Consider the following 19,596-nt stretch of genomic DNA (forward strand, 5'->3'; position numbering starts at 1 on the left):
TCACTTGTGGGGGACGACGGCGACGGGGCAGCCGACGTGGTGGACGACGGCGTGGGTGACCGGGCCGGTGCGCGGCCCGACGGGGCGTTCGGTGAGCCGGTGGCCGACGACCAGCAGGCTCGCCTCGGAGGCGGCGCGCACCAGGGCGGTCGCGGGCTTCTCCCGCACCACCGTCTCCAGCACGGGTACCTCGGGATACTTGTCCCGCCACACGCGCAGTACGGCGGAAAGGAAGCCCTGCCACTCCTCGGCGCGGTACGGGTCGTCGACCAGGGCGACGTCGCCCGGTCCCAGGCCGAACGCGGACGGCTGCTGCCAGGCGTGCAGCACGCGCAGCCGGGCGCCGCGCAGCCGGGCGGCCTCGAAGGCGAACTCGATCACCTCGTCGCAGGCCTCGGTGACGTCCAGGCCGAGGACCACGTCCCGGTACGGGGTGGTGGTGCTGGCGCTGCCGTCGGGGGCCGGGAGGTGCGCGTCCCCGGCCTCCTCGTCGGCGCGGACCAGGACGACGGGGGTGCTCGCGCGGGCGATGACGCCGAGCGCGATCGAGCCGACCAGGAACCCGGTGAAGCCGCTCAGGCCGCGGGAGCCCAGCACCAGCAGCTCGGCGCGGTCCGCCGCGCTCAGCAGGGCGGCGGTGGCCGGTCCCGGCACCTGTTCGTCGTCGTGGCGCAGTCCGGGGCAGGCCCCGTCCACGCGGTCCTCCGCGCGACGCAGGGCGCGCCGCGCGAGGTGGCGCAGCGCCGCCTCGGTCGACGCCTCCGGGTACCGGCGCGGCGCGCCCTCCCGGGCGTGCAGCAGCCGCAGGCCGCACCCACGGCGCTCGGCCTCCCGGGCGGCCCACTCGGCCGCGGCCAGGCTCTCTGGGGATCCGTCGACTCCGGCGACTACGGGCGGAAGCATGCGGCACACCTCCTGTGCTCGGTCCGCTCTGTCCCCCTCAGCGTCCCGCCCGCGCCCTCCGCCGACGATGGGTCGGCCGGGGTGCGCGCAGGGACCGTTCGGCCCCGTTGGTCCCGGCCGAACACAGCGGTCAGCCGGGCCCCTTGGGGGGACCCGGCAGACGATGAGACAACGGCGCCTTTCAAACGGGGGACGCTCTTCCCAGCCTGGGGCGCGGGGAACTGCGCGACCGGCCACGCACGGCCCGCGGCCCGCGAACCACGGACCGCGCCCCCCACGAACCCGGCGAAACCTCAGGCAGCGCTCCCCCGCACCCTCCGCCACACCCGCCCCGCCGCCCGCCACACCAGCTCCGCCAGCACGACCGTCGCGGCGACGGCGAAGCACAGGAGCCATTCCGCGCCGGTCAGCGGCACGGTGCCGAAGATGGTGCGGGCCCACGGCACGTGCACCGCGGCGACCTGGATGGCGAGGACGCCCGCGAGGCACAGCCACAGCGTGCGGTTGCGCAGCTGGTGACGGCCCAGGACGGGCCCGTCGTCCGCGCGGGCGTTGAGGGCGTTGAACAGCTGGAAGAGGACGAAGGTGGTGAAGGCCATGGTCAGGGCGGTCTCGGTGCCGGTCTGCTCACGGGCGAAGGCGAGCAGGGCCACGGTGCCGAGGGCCATCACCGCACCGGCCCGGCCGATGGCGAGCATGCGCCGGAGGTCGAGGATGCGCTCGCGCGGGTCGCGCGGCGGGTGGCGCATCACGTCGTCGCGGGCCGGGTCGACGGCCAGCGCCATCGCGGGCGGCCCGTCCATGATGATGTTGATCCACAGCAGCTGGGCGGCGGTGAGCGGCGCGGGCAGCCCGGCCAGCGAGGCGACCAGCAGGGTCAGGATGGCGCCGATGTTGGTCGCCAGCTGGAAGCGGACGAACTTCACGATGTTGGCGTAGATGGCCCGCCCCTCGCGCACCGCCCGCACGATGGTGGCGAAGTCGTCGTCGGTGAGGACCATGTCCGCGGCCTCCTTGGCCACGTCGGTCCCGGTGACGCCCATCGCCACCCCGATGTGCGCGGCGCGCAGCGCGGCGGCGTCGTTCACGCCGTCCCCGGTCATCGCCACGATGTGCCCGCGCTCCGACAGGGCCCGCACGATGGCGGCCTTGTGCTCGGGCGCGACCCGGGCGAAGACACCGATGCCGTCGACGCGTGCCGTGAGGTCGTCCTCGGTCATCCGGTCCAGGTCGGCGCCGGTGACCACCTCGCCGGGGATGTCCAGTTCCCGGGCGATGGCCGCGGCGGTGTCCGCGTGGTCGCCGGTGATCATCTTCACCGAGACGCCCGCCGACCGGCACAGCGCCATCGCCTCCTTCACCGCCGGTCGGGGCGGGTCGGCGATCCCGGCGACCGCGGTCAGGGTCAGGGACGGCAGCTCCGGCGGGCCGGCCGCCTCCCCCTCCAGTTCGGCGGTGGCCGCGCCGAGGACGCGCAGTCCCGCGCCGCCCAGTTCGGCGGTGACGGCGCGGATCTCCGCGCGGCGGCGCTCGTCGAGCGGGCGGGTCCCGTCGGCCGTGCGGACGCTGCCGCACAGGTCGAGCAGGACGTCCACCGCGCCCTTGACCCGCACCAGGGTCCGCCCGTCGGCCCCGGCGTGGAAGGTGGCCATGTACTTCGTCGCCGCGTCGAAGGGCAGCTCGGCGGTGCGCGGCGAGCGGGCGCGCAGCCCGTCCGCGTCCAGCCCGGCCTTCGCGGCCAGCACGACCAGCGCGGCCTCGGTGGGATCGCCGAGGAAGCCGTCGTCGGTGAGCCGGGCGTCGTTGCACAGCGCGAACGGCAGCACCGCCTCGGCCACCTCGCGCCCGCCCGGGCCGCCGTCCCCGGCGCGGACGGCGCCCTCGGTGCTGTATCCCTCGCCCGTGACGTCGTAGCGCCGTCCGGCGGCCCACAGGGCGCGGACGGTCATCTCGTTGAGGGTGAGGGTGCCGGTCTTGTCGCTGCACACGACGGTCGCCGAACCGAGCGACTCCACGGAGGCGAGCCGTTTGACGACGGCTCCGCGGCGGGCCATCCGGTAGACGCCGAGCGCCAGGGTGAGCGCCAGGACGGCGGGCAGGCCCTCGGGGATGGCGGCGACGGCGAGGGCGACGGCCCGCAGCGCGATGTCCGCCAGCGACTCGCCGCGCACCAGGGCGCTGAGGGCGTAGAGGACGACGGCGACGCCGCTGAGCAGGGCGAGCCGCCGGCCGAGGCTGTCGAGCTGGACCTGGAGCGGGCTCGGGGGCTCCGCGCCGGTGCGCAGCGCCTCGGCGATGGTGCCGAGTTCGGTGCGCATGCCGGTGGCGGTGACGACCATCTCGGCGCGGCCCCGGGTCAGCGCGGTGTTCATGAAGAGCATGCCGGTGCGCTCGGCGAGCGGCGCGGGACCGTCGCCGGCCGGCTGGACGGCGGCGGTGCTCTTGGCGACGGGCTGGGACTCGCCGGTCAGGGCGGCCTCGGCCACCTCCACCGACTCGGCGACGGTGAGCCGCCCGTCGGCCGGTACCCGGTCCCCGGCCTCCAGCAGCACCACGTCACCGGGAACGAGAGCGTCCGCCGCGACCTCCTGTTCCGCCCCGTCGCGGCGGACCCGCGCGGTCGGCACGAGCATCCGGCGCAGCGCCTCCAGGCTGCGTTCGGCGCGTCGCTCCTGGAGGTAGCCGAGTACGGCGTTGATCTGCACGACGACGGTGATGACCGCGGCGTCCCTGAGGTCCCCGATGGCGCCCGCGACGACGGCGGCCAGCAGCAGGATGCCGATCAGCCAGTTGCGGAACTGGTCGAGGAAGCGCAGCCACTCCGGCCGCCGGGCGGGCTCGGCCAGCCGGTTCGGCCCGTGCGTGGCGGCGCGTTCGGCGGCCTCCTCGGTGCCGAGCCCGGCCGCCGGGTCCACACCCAGGCCGTCCGCCACCGTCTCGGGCGGCAGCCGGTAGGCATCCCGGGCCGCCGGGTCGGTCTGATCGGCGGTCGGCGTCCGTGCGCCCACCACAACCGGGCCAGTCATCGCTGTTCTCCCCTCCGCGGGCCGGGCGCGAGCGGCCCGTCACTTCCTCCACCCTCGGTCGGCCCCGGTGCGGCCCGCAGGGGCCGGACGGTCCCCAGGGACACACCGAACGGCCCTGCCCCGGCGGCGGCGCGACGACCACGCTGGAGGAGAAGGGCGACGGCGGGCGCCACGGCTCTCGCCACCGCGTCTCCCGTCGCACGGACCTGGAGGTGGGCCATGACCGCACCCGTAGTCGTCGGACTCGACGGCTCCCCCGCGAGCGTGACCGCCGCATGGTGGGCCGCCCACGCGGCCCTGGACCGGCACCGCCCGCTGGTGCTGCTGCACTCCTGGACGACCCAGCCGCTGGACGTGCCCGTCGCGCAGGAAGCGCGCAGCAAACAGCGTTACGGACGTGCCGTGCTGCACCGCACGGAGGCGGAGCTGCTGCACCGCCACGCCGGGCTGACCGTCACCTCCGAGCTGGTCGCGGAGACCGCGGCCGAGGCCCTGCTGGACCGCAGCGGGGACTGCGACCTGCTGGTCCTCGGCAGCCGGGGGTACGGGTCCGTGGCGAGCTTCCTGCTCGGCTCGATCAGCCTGCACGTGCTGAGCCTGGCGCGCTGCCCGGCCGTCACCGTGCGGGCCGACGACCCGACCGTGGAGAGCGGCTGGGGGCACCCGGCGGCCGACGGCCACGACGACATCGTGGTCGGCGTGCAGCACCCCGGGCCCGACTCCGAACCGCTGCTGGAGCTGGCCTTCGCGGAGGCCCAGTCGCAGGGCGGCCGGATCCGCGCGGTCCGCGCCATGCCACCGTCCTGGCGCCCCGGCGTCGGGGAGGGCACGGCGGAGACCGAACGGCTGTGCGCCGCGCTGGAGCCGTGGCGGGAGAAGTACCCGGACGTCCCCGTGGTCGAGCAGACCGCCGTGGGCTCGGCGGCCCCGGTGCTGCTGTCGGCGTCGGCGCACGGACGTCTCGTCGTCGTCGGACGCCGCCGGCGTCCGCACCAGCCGTGGCGGCTGGGCCCGGTCACCCACGCGGCCCTGCACCACGCACCGTGCCCGGTGGCCGTCGTCCCGCACGACTGACCCATGGGCGCACCATCCATCGAACGATCACCAGGAGACCCACATGACCAGCAGGAACGGCGCGGCGCAGGGCACCGCGGGAGTGCGGGTGCGGACCCGTGGCGAGGTGCCCGAGGAGGACCTCGCCTACCTCCGCGACAAGGTCGGCTCCGCGCTCGACCGGCCGGGGCTGCCCGCCGTGACCGGTGAGGTGCGGATCGCCAGGGCGACGGCGTCGCACACCACGGCACCGTGGTCCGCGGGCGGTGAGATCCGGATCGGCGGCGACCTGATCGTCGTACATGACGAGGAGCCGTCCGCCCGGGAACTCGCGGACCGTCTGCACGACCTGCTGCGCACCCGGGTCGACCGGCTGACCCACCGCGGCGAGGCGGCCCGCCGCACGGCGACCCGGCCGCCGTGGCGGGGCGGGCCCGCCGCGTAGCGGCCCGCACCACTGCGCGGTGGGCCGGGCCCACCTAGGCCCGGCCCAGCCCCCGGCGCCCGCCGCGGTGGGGGGGGGGGCCCGCCGCTTAGGGGCCCGCACCACGGCGGGGAGGGCGGGGCCCACTGGGGCCCGGCCCTCCGCACTGCCCCGGCCTCACGCGTCGGCCCGGCCCCGTGCCCACCCGCGCTCGCGTGCCCGCCCTCCCCCGCGCGGCGGCGGCCCGGACTCGCACGTCAGCCCGCCCCTGCGTCTCGGCCCGGCCTCCCGCGTCCGCCCAGCCCGCCACGTCCGCCCGGCGCTCCGTGGCAGCCCGGCCCTGGACACTCGCCCAGCCCCGCGCGCTCACCCGGTGCCGCCCGCCCGGCCCTCCGCGCTGCCCCGGCCCCGCGCATCGACCCAGCCCCGTCCCACCTGCGCGGCGGCGGCCCGGGCTCGCACGTCAGCCCGCCCCTGCGTCTCGGCCCGGCCTCCCGCGTCCGCCCAGCCCTCCGCATCCGCCCGACGCTCCGTGACGGCCAGGCCCTGGACACTCGCCCAGCCCCGCGCGCTCACCCGGTGCCGCCCGCCCGCCCGGCCCTCCGCGCTGCCCAGCCCCGCGTGATGGCCCGGAAGGGCCCGGCCCGGCGGGTCCGACAGGCCCCCGCAGGACGGGACGGTCAGAGCCGTGGAGGGGACCATCGGCACCTCCGGCGGCGGGCCCGGGAGCGGAAGAGTAGGAGTCGGGAGGGCGTCGATCCCCCGCGATGTCCTCCCACCCGTACGCCGTCGGCGGTTCCGGCGGCACTGACAGTGCAGCAGCGGAGGCATCCATGACCCGGCACGACGTCGGCATCCCTGACGAGGCCACGGCCGACGCGCCGACCGACATCGCGGTCGCCGTCGACCGGCTGGTCGACGCGGGGCTCAAGGCCCTGGCCGACTACGACGCGTTCGACCAGGAGCAGATCGACCGGATCGTCAAGAAGGCCTCGGTGGCCGCCCTGGACCGGCACACGGCGCTGGCCCTGCTCGCGGTCGAGGAGACCGGCCGCGGCGTCTTCGAGGACAAGGCCGCCAAGAACATGTTCGCCTGCGAACACGTCACCCACAGCATGGGCCCGATGAAGACGGTCGGCGTCATCGCCCGCGACGACATCGACGACATGGTCGAGATCGCGGAGCCGGTGGGAGTGGTCTGCGCGATCACGCCCGTCACCAACCCGACCTCCACCACGATCTTCAAGGCGCTGATGGCGCTGAAGACCCGCAACCCCATCGTGTTCGCCTTCCACCCCTCCGCGCAGCGCAGCAGCGCCGAGGCCGCCCGCGTCGTACGGGACGCGGCCGTCGCGGCGGGCGCTCCCGAGGCCTGTGTGCAGTGGATCGAGACGCCGTCGCTGGAGGCGACGAACGCCCTGATGCACCACCCGGGCGTCTCCCTGATCCTCGCCACCGGCGGCAACGCCATGGTCCAGGCCGCCTACTCGGCCGGCAAGCCCGCCCTCGGGGTCGGTGCGGGCAATGTGCCCGCCTATGTGCACCGCGGCGCCAAGCTGCGCCGGGCCGTCAACGACCTGGTGCTGTCGAAGTCGTTCGACAACGGCATGATCTGCGCCTCCGAGCAGGCGGCGATCCTCGACACCGAGATCTACGACGCCGCGCTCGACGAGTTCCGGCGCCTGCACGCCCACCTGGCGACCCCGGAGGAGAAGGCGAAGCTGGAGGCCTTCCTGTTCCCGGTCGACAAGAAGAAGGGCGGCGGCTGCGAACCCAAGGTCAACGCGGCGGCCGTGGGGCAGAGCCCGGCGTGGATCGCCGAGCGGGCCGGGTTCAGCGTGCCGAAGGACACCTCGATCATCCTCGTCGAGGCCGCTCGCGTCGGCCCGGACGAGCCGCTGACCCGCGAGAAGCTCTGCCCGGTGCTGGCGGTGCTGCGCGCCGAGGACGACAAGCACGGCTTCGACCTGGCCGCCGACATGATCGCCTTCCACGGCCAGGGCCACACCGCGGTGATCCACACCGAGGACCGCGCCCTCGCCGAGGCGTACGGCGGCCGGATGAAGACCGTCCGCGTCATCGTCAACGCCCCCTCCTCGCAGGGTGCCATCGGCGGGATCTACAACGGCCTGCTGCCCTCGCTGACGCTGGGCTGCGGCTCCTGGGGAGGAACCTCGGTGTCCAACAACGTCTCGGCCGCGCAGCTGCTGAACGTCAAGCGGGTGTCGACGCGCCGGAACAACCTCCAGTGGTTCAAGGTGCCGCCGAAGATCTACTTCGAGCCGCAGGCGATCCGCTATCTGACCTCCATGCCGGACGTGCACCGGGTCACGGTGGTCACCGACGCGACCATGACCCGCCTCGGCTACGTCGACCGGGTCAACCGGGTGCTCCAGCGCCGCCGTGAGCCGGTCACCGTGCAGGTCATCGACAATGTCGAGCCGGAGCCGAGCATCGACTCGGTGCGCCGCGGCGCCCGGCTGATGGGCGACTTCCGGCCGGACACGATCATCGCGCTCGGCGGCGGTTCGCCGATGGACGCGGCGAAGGTGATGTGGCTGCTGTACGAGCAGCAGGCGGCGGGCAACGACGTCGACTTCGCCGACATGCGGCAGAAGTTCTCCGACATCCGCAAGCGTGCCTTCCGCTTCCCCGAGCTGGGCAAGCTGGCCCGGCTGGTGTGCGTGCCGACCACCTCCGGCACCGGCGCCGAGGTGACGCCGTTCGCGGTCATCTCCGACCCGGCGACGGGCAAGAAGTACCCGCTGGCGGACTACGCGCTCACGCCCAGCGTGGCCATAGTGGACCCGCTGCTGACCACGGAACTGCCTGCGGCGCTCGCCGCCGACAGCGGTTTCGACGCGCTGACCCACGCCATCGAGGCCTATGTCTCGGTGTACGCCAACGACTTCACCGACGGCCTGGCGCTGCACGCGATCCGGCTGATCTTCGGCAACATCGAGGCGGCGGTGAACGACCGGGCGGGCAGCGCGGAGGCCCGGGAGAAGATGCACAACGCGGGGACGATCGCGGGCATGGCCTTCGGCAACGCCTTCCTCGGCATCGTGCACGCCATGTCGCACACCCTGGGCGCGACTTTCCACGTGGCGCACGGCCGCACCAACGCGGTGCTGCTGCCGCACGTCATCCGCTACAACGGCACCGTCCCGACGAAGCTGACGGGCTGGCCCAAGTACGAGAACTACCGGGCACCGGAGCGCTTCCAGGAGATCGCCGTCGCGCTGGGCCTGCCCGCGGCCACCCCGCAGGAGGCCGTGGAGTCGCTGGCGGCGGCGGTGGAGCGGCTGCGGGACGCGGTGGGCATCGAGCCGTCGTTCGGCGCCATGGGCGTCGACAAGAAGGCGTTCATGGCGGCCCTGCCGCAGCAGGCCCTGAACGCCTACGAGGACCAGTGCGCGCCCGCCAACCCGCGGATGCCGATGCTGGACGACATGCAGGAGATCATGCGGGCGGCGTACTGACACCCCGCCGCGTCCCGCAACGGGAACGCCCCGGTGGCCTCGCCACCGGGGCGTTCCCCGTCGTACGGTCGGCTCGTACGGCCGGCGGGTCAGGTCATGATGCGGCGGCCGGTGACGAGCCGGGGCTCCACGCGCACCCACAGGTCCCGCCCGCGGCCCGCCCAGGGCAGGCTGTACGCCCGCTCGTCGAGCAGTCGCGCAACGGCCGGGTCGGCGACGGCCGCCGCGTCACCGCGCACCAGGACGCTCCAGCCCCGGCTGAACGCCTCGTCGATGTGGTCGGTCTGGAAGGCGACCCGGCGGCCGACGGCCAGCGCGGGCGTGCTGCCCGGCGCGGTCCGGTAGACGATCGCGCCGTCGAAGACCGCGTAGTTGACCGGCACGACGGCCGGGCCCTCCCAGGTGTTCACGGCGATCCTGCCCACTCCGTGGGTGGACAGCAGCTCCCGGCACTCCCGCTCGGTCAGCTCGGTGAACTCGGCGTGGGGTGAGGCCTGGCCGATGCCGGGCGGCAGGTCGCTCGCGCCGCCGGTCAGCTCGCTCAGGGTGGTGTCCAGCGCGCCCGCCAGCCTGAGCAGCACACCCGCGTCCGGGGCGGCCCCGGGCCGCTCCTCCAGGTACCGCAGGTAGCTCGGCGCCATCCCGGCCCGCAGGGCGGCCTGCGTCCGGGTCAGCCCGACCTCCGCGCGCCGCTGGGCGAGGCGGCGTCCGAGATCCCCCAGCGGGTGGGACTGCGCCCCCTGCGTCGGTGCCTGTGCGGTCATGGCCCGTCACCTCCGTTCGACAATGGGTGCGCACCGGCCGTCCTCGGGGACGCCGGTGCGAAAATGCCCGTTTCTTCAGTTTTTCATCCGGTCGGTTCAGCAGGCGGTCAGACCGTGCGCCCGGAACTGCTCGCGGACGCGCTCGACCAGCGCGGGGTCCGGGGACCGGGTGTCCCGCAGCGGGAAGGGCAAGCCGAGCGCCTCGTACTTGCCCGCGCCCAGCTTGTGGAAGGGCAGGACGTCCACGCGCTCCACCGAGCCGAGCCCGGCGACGAACCGCGCGAGGCCGTCGATGGCCTCCGGGTCGTCGGTCCAGCCGGGGACCAGGACGTAGCGGATCCACATCCGCTTGCCCAGGCGGTCCAGGCGGGTGGCGAAGGACAGGGTGGGGGCGAGTTCGCCGCCGGTGAGCTTGCGGTAGGTGTCGACGTCGAACGACTTGATGTCGAGCAGGACCAGGTCGGTGTCGGCGAGCAGCGCGTCGGAGGCGCGGGCGCCGAGGAAGCCGGAGGTGTCCAGGGCGGTGTGCAGTCCGGCCTCCTTGCAGCGGCGCAGCAGGGCGCCGGTGAAGGCGGGCTGGAGCAGGGCCTCGCCGCCGGTGACGGTGACCCCGCCGCCGGCGGTGGTGAGGAAGGCGCGGTACTTGTCGATCTCGGCCATCACCTCGTCGACGGATGTGTCCTTGCCGTCGCGCATGTGCCAGGTGTCGGGGTTGGCGCAGTACAGGCAGCGCAGCGGGCAGCCGCTGACGAAGAGCACGAACCGGGTCCCGGGACCGTCCACGCCGGTGGACAGGTCCCAGGAGTGGATCCGGCCGTGCACGGCCCGCCCGGGGACCGACCCGGGCGGGACGTTCACATCGGTACCGGTGTCCATGGCGTTCACAGCGATCCGTGGAAGGTGCGGCTGATCACGTCGAGCTGCTGCTCACGGGTGAGCCGGACGAAGTTGACGGCGTATCCGGAGACCCGGATCGTCAGCTCGGGGTACTTCTCCGGGTGCTCCATGGCGTCCTCCAGGGTGGCCCGGTCCAGGACGTTGACGTTCATGTGGAACCCGCCCGCGGACATGTAGGCGTCGAGGATGCCGGTGAGGTGGTGGGCGCGGTCGCCGGGGTGGTTGCCGAGCCCCTGCGGGGTGATGGTCGTGGTCAGCGAGATGCCGTCCTTGGCCTGCTCGAACGGCAGCTTCGCCACCGACAGCGCGGAGGCGGCGACGCCGTGCTTGTCGCGGCCGTTCATCGGGTTGGCGCCGGGGGCGAAGGGTGCTCCGGCACGGCGGCCGTCGGGGGTGTTGCCGGTGTGCTTGCCGTAGACGACGTTGGAGGTGATGGTGAGCACGGACTGGGTGTGCTCGGCGTCCCGGTAGGTCGGGTGCTTGCGCACCTTGGCCATGAAGGTCTCCACCAGGTCGACGGCGAGCGCGTCGGCACGGTCGTCGTTGTTGCCGTAGGCCGGGTACTCGCCCTCGGTGACGTAGTCGACGGCGAGACCGGTGTCGTCGCGGACGACCTTCACGCGCGCGTGCCTGACCGCGGAGAGGCTGTCCACGGCGACCGAGAGCCCGGCGATGCCGCAGGCCATGAAGCGGTGCACGGGGTGGTCGTGCAGGGCCATCTCGAGGCGCTCGTAGGCGTACTTGTCGTGCATGTAGTGGATGACGTTGAGCGCGTCGACGTAGGTCTCGGCGAGCCAGTCCAGCACCTTGTCGTACGCCGCCGACAGCTCGTCGTAGTCGAGGTACTCCCCGGTCAGCGCGGGCGTTTCGGGGGCGACCTGCTCACCGGACATCTCGTCGCGGCCGCCGTTGACGGCGTAGAGCAGGGCCTTGGCGAGGTTGACGCGGGCGCCGAAGAACTGCATCTGCTTGCCGACCGCCATCGCCGAGACACAGCAGGCGATCGCGGTGTCGTCGCCGGTGTGCGGGCGCAGCAGTTCGTCGGACTCGTACTGGACGGCGCTGGTGTCGATGGACACCTGGGCGCAGAACTCCTTGAAGCCGTCCGGCAGCCGCGGCGACCACAGCACGGTCAGGTTGGGCTCGGGGGCCGGGCCGAGGTTGTAGAGGGTCTGGAGGAAGCGGAAGGACGTGCGGGTGACCAGCGGGCGGCCGTCGGCGCCGATGCCCCCGATGGACTCGGTGACCCAGGTGGGGTCACCGGAGAACAGGGCGTCGTACTCGGGGGTGCGCAGGAAGCGCACGATCCGCAGCTTGATCACGAAGTCGTCGATCAGCTCCTGGGCGCGCTCCTCGTCGATGGTGCCGGCGTCGAGGTCCCGCTGGAGGTAGACGTCGAGGAACGTGGAGGTGCGGCCCAGCGACATCGCGGCGCCGTTCTGTTCCTTCACGGCGGCCAGATAGCCGAGGTAGAGCCACTGCACGGCCTCGTGCGCGGTCGCGGCGGGACGGGTGACGTCGTGGCCGTAGGTGGCGGCCATCCGCCGCAGCTCGTCCAGGGCGCGGATCTGCTCGGCGAGTTCCTCGCGGTCGCGGATGACGTGCTCGGTGGACGGGCGGGCGTCCAGCAGGGCGCGCTCGGCGCGCTTGGCGGCGATCAGCCGGTCGGTGCCGTAGAGGGCGACGCGCCGGTAGTCGCCGATGATCCGGCCGCGGCCGTACGCGTCGGGCAGCCCGGTGATGATCCCGGCCTTGCGGGCGGCCCGCATGTCGGGGGTGTAGGCGTCGAAGACGCCGTCGTTGTGGGTCTTGCGGTAGGTGCCGAAGACCTTCTGGACGAAGGGGTCGGGCTCGTAGCTGTAGGCCCGCAGTCCGTTCTCCACCATGCGCAGTCCGCCGTTGGGCATGATCGCGCGCTTGAGCGGGGCGTCCGTCTGGAGTCCGACGACCAGCTCACGGTCCTGGTCGATGTAGCCGGGCGCGTGCGAGGTGATCGTGGACGGGGTCGCCGTGTCGACGTCGTAGACGCCGCGCAGCCGCTCCTCGGGGAAGAGCGAACTCACCTTCTCCCACACCGTGCGGGTGCGCTCGGTGGGCCCGGCCAGGAACGCCGCGTCGCCCTCGTAGGGCGTGTAGTTGGCGTGGATGAAGTCGCGTACGTCGATCTGGTCACGCCACCGCGCTCCGGAGAAGCCGCGCCATGCCCCTGCCGCCGGGTCCTTCGCTGCCGCCGTCATCGCAGGTCTTCCTCTCTCCTGACGTGGGTGTCTCCCCACACCGTCGATGCTCCTTCCCGGGGCGCCCGGGCGAGGAGGGCCGACCGGGGCAGGACGGCCCGCCATCGGTCCTCTCCGCCGGGACGTTCGGCCCGCCGGGGGCGGGATGGGAGGGTGGGGTCCATGTGGCGTCCGGAACTACTCCGCTCGGGGCGCGCCCGCAGGTGGCTGGTGCCCCTCGTGGTGGCCCTGCTGCTGGCCCAGATGACGGTGGCGATGGTGACGGCCGCGGTGCGGCAGACGCCGACCATCGACGAGCCGGTGTACGTGGGCGCCGCCGCGGACTACGTGCACGGCCAGGGGCTGCGGCACAACGCCGAACACCCGCCGCTGGGCAAGCTGGTCGTCGCGGCGGGGGTGGCGTTCTCGGGCGCGCGGGTGGACGGGGCGGACTTCACCGGCGGGCAGGGGGCGTGGGGGCGGCATCTGCTGTACGAGTCGGGGAACGATCCCGGGCGGCTGATGCTGGCGGCGCGGCTGCCGGTGATCGTGCTGACGCTGCTGTTCGGTCTGGTGGTCCTCGCCTTCGCCCGGGAACTCGCGGGCACCCTGGGCGGTCTGACGGCGCTGGCCCTGTACGCCTTCTCCCCCGACGTGATCGCGCACGGTTCGCTGGCCACCCTGGACGTGCCCGCGGCCGGGTTCCTGCTGACGTCGGTGTGGCTGGTGTGGCGGGCCCGGGAGCGGCCCCGGCGGTGGCTGCCGCTCGCCGGGCTGGCGCTGGGGGCGGCGGTGGCCACCAAGATGAGCGCGCTCGCGGCGGTACCGGTGGTGCTGGGTCTCGCGGTGCTGTCGGTGGGGCCGCGGCGGTGGCGCCGGGCGGTGCTGGGCGCGGTGGTGGTGGCGGTGGCCGCGGTCGCCGTGGTGTGGGCGGCGTACCTGCTGGCCGATCCCCGGCTGGGCTGGGAGCCGCGGCAGCGGGTGCCTGTGGTGGCCGGGCGGCGCGGTCTTCTGGTGGCGCTGCTGCCGTTCCCGGAGGCGTACCGGGACGGCATGCGCATCCAGTTCGCGCTGGAGAACCACCCCTGGCAGGGGTTCCTGTTCGGCCGGGTCTACGACGGCTCGCTGTGGTACTACCTGCCCGCCGCGCTGCTGGTGAAGACCCCGCTGGGGATGCTCGCGCTGTGGGCGGCCGGTGCGGTGACGGTGGTGGCGGTACGGCGGCTGCGGCCCGCGGCGCCGTACCTGCTGGTGCCCGCCGGCGTGCTGCTGGCGGCGGCGATGGCGGGGTCGCGGGACTTCGGCACCCGGTACGCGGTGTTCCTGCCGATGTTCCTGGCGGTGGCGGCGGGCTGCACGGCGGCCGTGCGGTGGCGGTGGACGCCGGTGGTGACGGGGGCGCTGGTGGTGTGGGTGGCGGTGGGTTCGCTGCGGGCGTACCCCTTCTATCTGCCGTACTCCAACGAGGCGTTCGGGGGTCCGGCGGCGACCCGGCGCCATCTGCACGACTCCAACGTGGACTGGGGCCAGGACCTGGGCCGCCTCGCCGACCGCCTGCGGGAGCGGTACCCGGGCGAGCGGGTCTGGCTGGTCTACAAGGGCAGCGGGGTGCCGTCGGCGTACGGCATCGACGCCGAGGACCCGCGCCGGGTGCCGGTGGCCGCGGTGCGCGGGCTGCTGGTGGTGTCGGACTCGGCGGCCGCCAAGGCGCGCGGGCGGCTGGCCGAACTGCTGGCGGACAGCCGTGAGGTGGACCGGGTGGGCTACTCGATCACGCTGTACCGCCGTTGAGTCCGGGCCGCCCTCCGCCTCGGATACGAGCCTGGTCAGCGTGGCCGGTGAGCTATGTTGAAAACTCCTTGGAGACAAAGGGAGGCACCGGTGCCATCGCCGCAACAGGCACGCGCACAGGCATCCGCGATCACCTCGGGGAAGTCCGTTCCGGAGGCGGAGGCCGCCCCGGCCTCCCGGCTCCGGGCGCTCTTCGACCGGCCCCGGCTCTCGCCCGGGCAGCGGCGCATCGCCCAGTACCTGATCGAGAACCTCACCGAGGCGGCGTTCCTGTCGATCACGGATCTCGCGGACCGGGCGGGGGTCAGCCAGCCGTCGGTGACCCGGTTCGCGGCGGCGGTCGGCTTCAGCGGCTACCCGGCGCTGCGGGAGAAGCTCCAGTCGATCGCGCTGGGCACCCTCGCGCAGGGCCCGGCGGCGGCCGAGGACTACGGCGGCAACGAACTCCAGGCGGCGGTGGACGCCGAGATCGAGAACCTGGAGAACCTGCGCCGGGACCTCGCCGACCCGGACCGGGTGATCGGCATCGGCCGGGAGCTGTCGGCGTCGACGCCGCTGACCGTGCTGGGGCTGCGGATCTCCGCGTCGCTCGCCGAGTACTTCGCGTACGCGGCCCGCCGTATCCACCCCGACGTCCGGCTGGTCACGCGCGGCGGAACCGTCGCCTACGACGCGCTGCTCCAGTCCCGGGAGGCGGGCGGCTCCTGGGTGCTGGCGTTCTCGCTGCCCCGGCACGCCCAGGAGACGCTGACCGCGGTGCGGGTGGCGCGGGAGGCGGGGCTGCGGGTGGTGCTGATCACCGACCTGGCGCTGGGTCCGGTGGTCGACGAGGCCGATGTCACCTTCGCCACCGGGACCGGGTCACGGCTGGTCTTCGACTCCTACGCGGCGCCGGGAGTGATGGCCGCCGCGCTGCTCCAGGCCATGACCGACGCCGATCCGGAGCGCACGCAGGCGCGGCTGGAGGCGTACGAGCACATCGCGGAGCAGAACCAGTTCTTCCTGCGGGAGTGAGCGGGGACTGACCACGGAGTGAGCACCCCCCCGGGGTGATACGGGGACACACGGGGACCGTTCCGCACATTTCTCGCATGAATGTTTTCATGCGTCTTGCCAAGACGATGGCATATATAAATACTGCTCGCGGATGTCGGCGTCCCCTACCCACGTCGGCACCAGGGTGCTCAAGCGCCCGTGGCGCGACCCCGGTCATCCCCTAGGCCGGGGTCGCCCCCAGACCCACACCGGAAGTGATCCATGCCCCTGACGTCCACGCGCACCAGCCCGGACTGGCCCTGCCAGGTCAAGACCCCCGGCAGCTACGACTGGGAACGCTCGGCGGCCAAGTGGCTGCGCGAACTGGTGCCCGCGCGCTACGCCGGCTACCCGGCGTTCCTCCGCCACCCCGTGCTGCTCGCCCGGCATGCCCAGATCCAGGTCCAGCAGGAGATCCGGATCGCCCGCACCGCCCTCCAGACCGCCCGCGCCGACCTCCCCCGGCTGGGCCTGCACGAACAGGCCATCGAGCACACCATCAAGCTCTACGCCGCCGAGGTGCTCCAGCTCCAGCACATCGCCCGCAGCATCCGCGCCGTCACCCAGGCCCTGGCGGACCACAACTCGGGGCGCTGACCGGGGCCCGCTGTGGCACCGTTGGGGGGCATGAGCGCCACCCAGCCGCACCACGAGCCCGTGACCACGGTCCTCACCTGGCGGGTGCGCCCGGGCCGGGAGCGGGCGTTCGAGGAGTGGGCGCACGGGATCACCGAGTGCGCCCAGGAGTTCCCGGGCAACGAGGGCGTCGCCTGGCTGCGGCCGGAGAACGGCCACCGGTACCACGTGGTCCTGCGCTTCAGCGACACCCACCGCCTCACCACCTGGCTGGACTCCGAGCAGCGGGCCGAGTGGCACGCCAGGATCGAGGGCATCGCCACGGAGATCAGCAGCGAACGGCAGTCGACGACCGGCCTGGAGACCTGGTTCGGCCTGCCCGGTACGACGGTCCGGCCGCCGCCCCGCTGGAAGATGGTGCTCACCACGTTCCTGGGCGCCTACCCCTTCACGTTCCTGATCCAGTGGCTGATCACACCGCACACCCAGGACTGGCCGCTGCCCCTGCGCGCCGCCGTCTTCCCCATCCTGCTGCTGCCCCTGCTCACCTATCTGGTCATGCCGGGGCTCAGCCGGGCGCTGCGGCAGTGGCTGTACCGGTCACCGGAACGCTGACCGGCCGGAACGCGCTGCCCGGGCCGGTCCCGAGCGGGTGCGGACAAGGCCGCGACCGGTGCCCGCTCCATGTGCCATGCTCGATCCGTGAGCAGCGAGCCGGTTCTCCCCCCGGAGCACGGCGGCGCGGTGGAGACCGCCGCGACGTCGGCCGTCCTGGAGCGTGCCAAGGGCGCGATCATGGCGCTCACCGGCTGTTCCGCGGACGCCGCCGTCGAGGAGCTGTCGCAGCGCGCGAAGGCCGGGCACCGCACCCTGATCGAACAGTGCTGGATCACCCTCGGCGGCCTGGTCCCGCGTACGCCCCGCGCGCTCGGCGACCCCGCGGCCGGCCCCGGGGGCGGCGCCCACCGTCCCGATCCGCCCGTCACCCGTGACCCGTCCGGCGTGCTGGCCCGCCTCGGCGAGGACCTCCTGCGGGTCCGCACCCGGCGGGAGCTGGCCGGGTGCCTCCTCGAGCACCTCCGGAGCCGGCTGGGCGCCGACGCCGTCATCGTCTGGGCGCGGCTGCCCGCCGGGGGCGTCGAACTCGCCGGGCACGCCGGGCTCGACGACGCGGTGACCGCGCGCTGGCGGCAGACACCGCCGCTCGGTGGCCTCGCCCCGCTGGACACCCTGCGCACCGGTGAACCGCGCTGGCTGGAGGACCTCGCCGGGGACGAGGAGCGACGGCTGCTCATCGGGGACCCGCCCGGGAACTGGCGGTCCAGCGCCTGGCTGCCGGTGCCGTCCGGAGAGGCCGCGGAGGCCTCCGTCGGGGTGCTGCGGGAGAGCGGCGGGCCGTTCGGCCCGGACGCCCGGGAACTGCTGCGGGCGGCGGCCCAGTTGTGCGCCGGACGGCTGCGTACCCTCGGCGCCGGACCGGTGGACGGGGCCGGGGCGGCGCTGGACGCGGTGGCGGCGGTGTTCGAGGCGCTGCCGGGCGCCGTGACGCTGCTGCGCCCGCTGCGCACCGCGACCGGCCGGATCGAGGACTACCGCGTCGTCGCCGTCACCCCGGAGGCGGCCGACCTCCTGGGCGCGACCGGGAACCCGCAGACCGGGCTTCGGCTGAGGGAGTGCCGTCCGCCGGTGCCGCCCGACGCGCTGTGGCCGGGTCTGCGGCACACCCTCGACACCGCGGAGCCGTACACGGGCGGGCCGTTCGCCGGGCAGGAGGGCGCGGCCGGGTACGTGGTGCGCGCCGAGCGGCTGGGCGACGGACTGGTCGTCAGCTGGACCCGGGTCGACGCGCCGGAACGGCAGGAGCAGCGGCTGGCGGACGTGCAGCGGCTGGGCAACCTCGGCTGGGCGAACTGGAACCTGGTCACCCAGGAGGCGCTCTGGTCGGACCAGGTCCACGCCGTCCTCGGTCTCGATCCCGCCGACGGGCCGCTGCCGCTCGTCGCCCTGCCGGACCTGGCCGTGCCCGAGGACCGGCCGCTGTTCAGCCGCGCCGTCTCGGCCCTGCTGAGCGAGGGGCGACCGCTGGACGTGCCGTTCCGGGTCCGCTCGGCGGGAGCGGTACGGCATCTGCGGGCCGTCGCCGAGGCAGTGACGGACGCCGACGGGACACCCGTCGAGGTGCACGGCTTCGTGCAGGACCTGACGGCGCAGCGCAGCGCGGAGCTGGCCCTGGTGGAGAGCGAGCGGGCCATCCTGGTGCAGCACGGCGTCCTCCAGGCCGAACGGGCGCTGGCGGGGCGGCTCCAGCACGCGCTGCTGCCGCTGCCGCGCAGGCAGCCGCTGCACCTGGCCGGGCTCCGGGTCGAAGTGGCCTATCTGCCCGCCCAGTCGGGGCTGCACGTCGGCGGTGACTGGTTCAGCGCCGTCGAACTGCCCGACGGCACCGCCCTGTTCGTGGTCGGCGACGTCGCCGGGCACGGCGTCGACGCGGTCGCCACCATGGCCCAGCTGCGGTTCACCACCAAGGGCATGGTGAGCACGGGCTCGTCACCGACCGGTGCGCTCACCCGTCTCAACACCCTGCTGCTGCACGCCCACGACGCCCACGGCACGGCGACGATGGTGCTGGCCCGCTACCACCCCGACGAGCGGCGGCTGGTGTGGGCGCAGGCGGGGCATCCGCCGCCGCTGCTGAAGCGGGGCGGCGAGGTGCGCTATCTGGACCGCCCGGCGGGCATGCTGCTCGGGGCGGCGGCCACGCCGTGGTTCGAGGAGGCGGAGTGCCGACTGGAACCGGGCGACCGGCTGCTGCTGTACACCGACGGTCTCGTGGAGCGGCCCGGCGAACTGATCGACGTCGGTCTGCGGCGGCTCGCGGAGGCCGCCGGGGCCCCTCAGCGGGAGGTACCCGGCTCGCTGAGCCCGTTGCTGGCGACGATGCTGGAGGGCGAGGCGGAGCGGCGTGACGACGTGTGCGTGCTCGACATCAGGGTGCCGGACGGTCCGTGCTAGCCGCGCCGCCCTCCTGGAAGCGGTGGGCCTCGTCCTGGGCCAGCAGCGAGAGCAGGGCGGCCACGGTCAGCCCCGACTCGGCCGGATGGCGCAGCACTTTCGCCGGATCGATGCGGTAGATGTTCCCGCGGCCCTCCCTGGTGTGGGAGAGGTAGCCGTCCCGCTCCAGGTCGCCGATGATCTTCTGCACGGCCCGCTCGGTGAGGCGGCAGTGTGCCGCGATGTCACGGATGCGGACGTTCTGATCGTCGGCGATGGCGGCCAGCACGCGCGCGTGATTGGTGAGAAAGGTCCATCCAGTATGCGACTCAGGCGCTCCACCCATGTGGCCAGCATACGACCTGACATTCCCGCATACAAAAACCTGAATTCGATTTCCTGTATCTCTTGACGTGTTCTTCCCTCTCGGGTGAGCCT

The 19,596-nt window shown here is 73.8% G+C and carries 14 protein-coding genes; 8 read left to right on the forward strand and 6 right to left on the reverse strand.

Annotation, left to right across the window (positions count from 1 at the left end; all coding sequences use genetic code 11):
* Together KBY47_RS04130 and KBY47_RS04135 are read right to left on the reverse strand one after the other, a co-directional pair.
* Window positions 1–903, reverse strand: coding sequence for a universal stress protein (locus KBY47_RS04130; protein WP_210919496.1), 903 nt, complete (start codon window positions 901–903; stop codon window positions 1–3).
* A gap of 293 nt (window positions 904–1,196) precedes the next feature.
* Complete coding sequence (locus KBY47_RS04135; RefSeq protein WP_210919497.1) at window positions 1,197–3,929, reverse strand: HAD-IC family P-type ATPase; 2,733 nt, start codon at window positions 3,927–3,929, stop codon at window positions 1,197–1,199.
* Window positions 3,930–4,148: 219 nt separating this feature from the next.
* Here KBY47_RS04135 and KBY47_RS04140 point away from each other — a divergent pair, with 219 nt between their 5' ends.
* The 3 genes from KBY47_RS04140 (at window position 4,149) to adhE (ending at window position 8,888) form a co-directional block, all read left to right on the forward strand.
* Complete coding sequence (locus tag KBY47_RS04140; RefSeq protein WP_210919498.1) at window positions 4,149–5,003, forward strand: universal stress protein; 855 nt, start codon at window positions 4,149–4,151, stop codon at window positions 5,001–5,003.
* A gap of 43 nt (window positions 5,004–5,046) precedes the next feature.
* Window positions 5,047–5,427, forward strand: coding sequence for a hypothetical protein (locus tag KBY47_RS04145; protein WP_210919499.1), 381 nt, complete (start codon window positions 5,047–5,049; stop codon window positions 5,425–5,427).
* 812 nt (window positions 5,428–6,239) lie between these two features.
* Complete coding sequence (gene adhE, locus KBY47_RS04150) at window positions 6,240–8,888, forward strand: bifunctional acetaldehyde-CoA/alcohol dehydrogenase (RefSeq protein ID WP_210919500.1); 2,649 nt, start codon at window positions 6,240–6,242, stop codon at window positions 8,886–8,888.
* Window positions 8,889–8,977: 89 nt separating this feature from the next.
* Here adhE and KBY47_RS04155 read toward each other — a convergent pair whose 3' ends face one another.
* From KBY47_RS04155 to pflB, 3 genes are all read right to left on the reverse strand, one after another.
* Window positions 8,978–9,652 (reverse strand): pyridoxamine 5'-phosphate oxidase family protein, encoded by a 675-nt coding sequence (locus KBY47_RS04155; protein WP_210919501.1) that lies wholly within the window; start codon window positions 9,650–9,652, stop codon window positions 8,978–8,980.
* Between the two features lie 96 nt (window positions 9,653–9,748).
* Window positions 9,749–10,528 carry a pyruvate formate-lyase-activating protein gene (gene pflA, locus KBY47_RS04160; protein WP_210919502.1) on the reverse strand — a complete coding sequence of 260 codons (780 nt, stop codon included), beginning with the start codon at window positions 10,526–10,528 and terminating at the stop codon, window positions 9,749–9,751.
* A gap of 5 nt (window positions 10,529–10,533) precedes the next feature.
* Entirely contained in the window at window positions 10,534–12,786 is a 2,253-nt protein-coding gene (pflB, locus tag KBY47_RS04165) for a formate C-acetyltransferase (RefSeq protein ID WP_210919503.1), read from the reverse strand.
* Between the two features lie 162 nt (window positions 12,787–12,948).
* Between pflB and KBY47_RS04170 the strand changes: the two genes are divergently transcribed.
* The 5 genes from KBY47_RS04170 (at window position 12,949) to KBY47_RS04190 (ending at window position 19,179) form a co-directional block, all read left to right on the forward strand.
* Window positions 12,949–14,556 carry a phospholipid carrier-dependent glycosyltransferase gene (locus KBY47_RS04170; RefSeq protein WP_210919504.1) on the forward strand — a complete coding sequence of 536 codons (1,608 nt, stop codon included), beginning with the start codon at window positions 12,949–12,951 and terminating at the stop codon, window positions 14,554–14,556.
* Window positions 14,557–14,646: 90 nt separating this feature from the next.
* On the forward strand, window positions 14,647–15,570 hold the full coding sequence (locus KBY47_RS04175; RefSeq protein WP_210919505.1) for a MurR/RpiR family transcriptional regulator: 924 nt from the start codon (window positions 14,647–14,649) through the stop codon (window positions 15,568–15,570).
* A 243-nt stretch (window positions 15,571–15,813) separates the two neighbouring features.
* Window positions 15,814–16,188 (forward strand): hypothetical protein, encoded by a 375-nt coding sequence (locus KBY47_RS04180; RefSeq protein ID WP_210919506.1) that lies wholly within the window; start codon window positions 15,814–15,816, stop codon window positions 16,186–16,188.
* A 30-nt stretch (window positions 16,189–16,218) separates the two neighbouring features.
* The gene (locus KBY47_RS04185; RefSeq protein ID WP_210919507.1) at window positions 16,219–16,782 is read left to right on the forward strand and encodes an antibiotic biosynthesis monooxygenase; all 564 of its coding nucleotides are present in this window, start codon (window positions 16,219–16,221) and stop codon (window positions 16,780–16,782) included.
* A 69-nt stretch (window positions 16,783–16,851) separates the two neighbouring features.
* Window positions 16,852–19,179, forward strand: a complete 2,328-nt coding sequence (locus KBY47_RS04190; RefSeq protein WP_210919508.1) for a SpoIIE family protein phosphatase — start codon at window positions 16,852–16,854, stop codon at window positions 19,177–19,179.
* Here the strand turns inward: KBY47_RS04190 and KBY47_RS04195 are convergent.
* The gene (locus tag KBY47_RS04195; protein WP_210919509.1) at window positions 19,154–19,504 is read right to left on the reverse strand and encodes a MarR family transcriptional regulator; all 351 of its coding nucleotides are present in this window, start codon (window positions 19,502–19,504) and stop codon (window positions 19,154–19,156) included. The two genes, KBY47_RS04190 and KBY47_RS04195, sit on opposite strands and share 26 nt — an antisense overlap.
* Between the last annotated feature and the right edge of the window lie 92 nt (window positions 19,505–19,596).

This window comes from Streptomyces sp. B93, assembly GCF_018070565.1.
GTDB lineage: Bacteria > Actinomycetota > Actinomycetes > Streptomycetales > Streptomycetaceae > Streptomyces.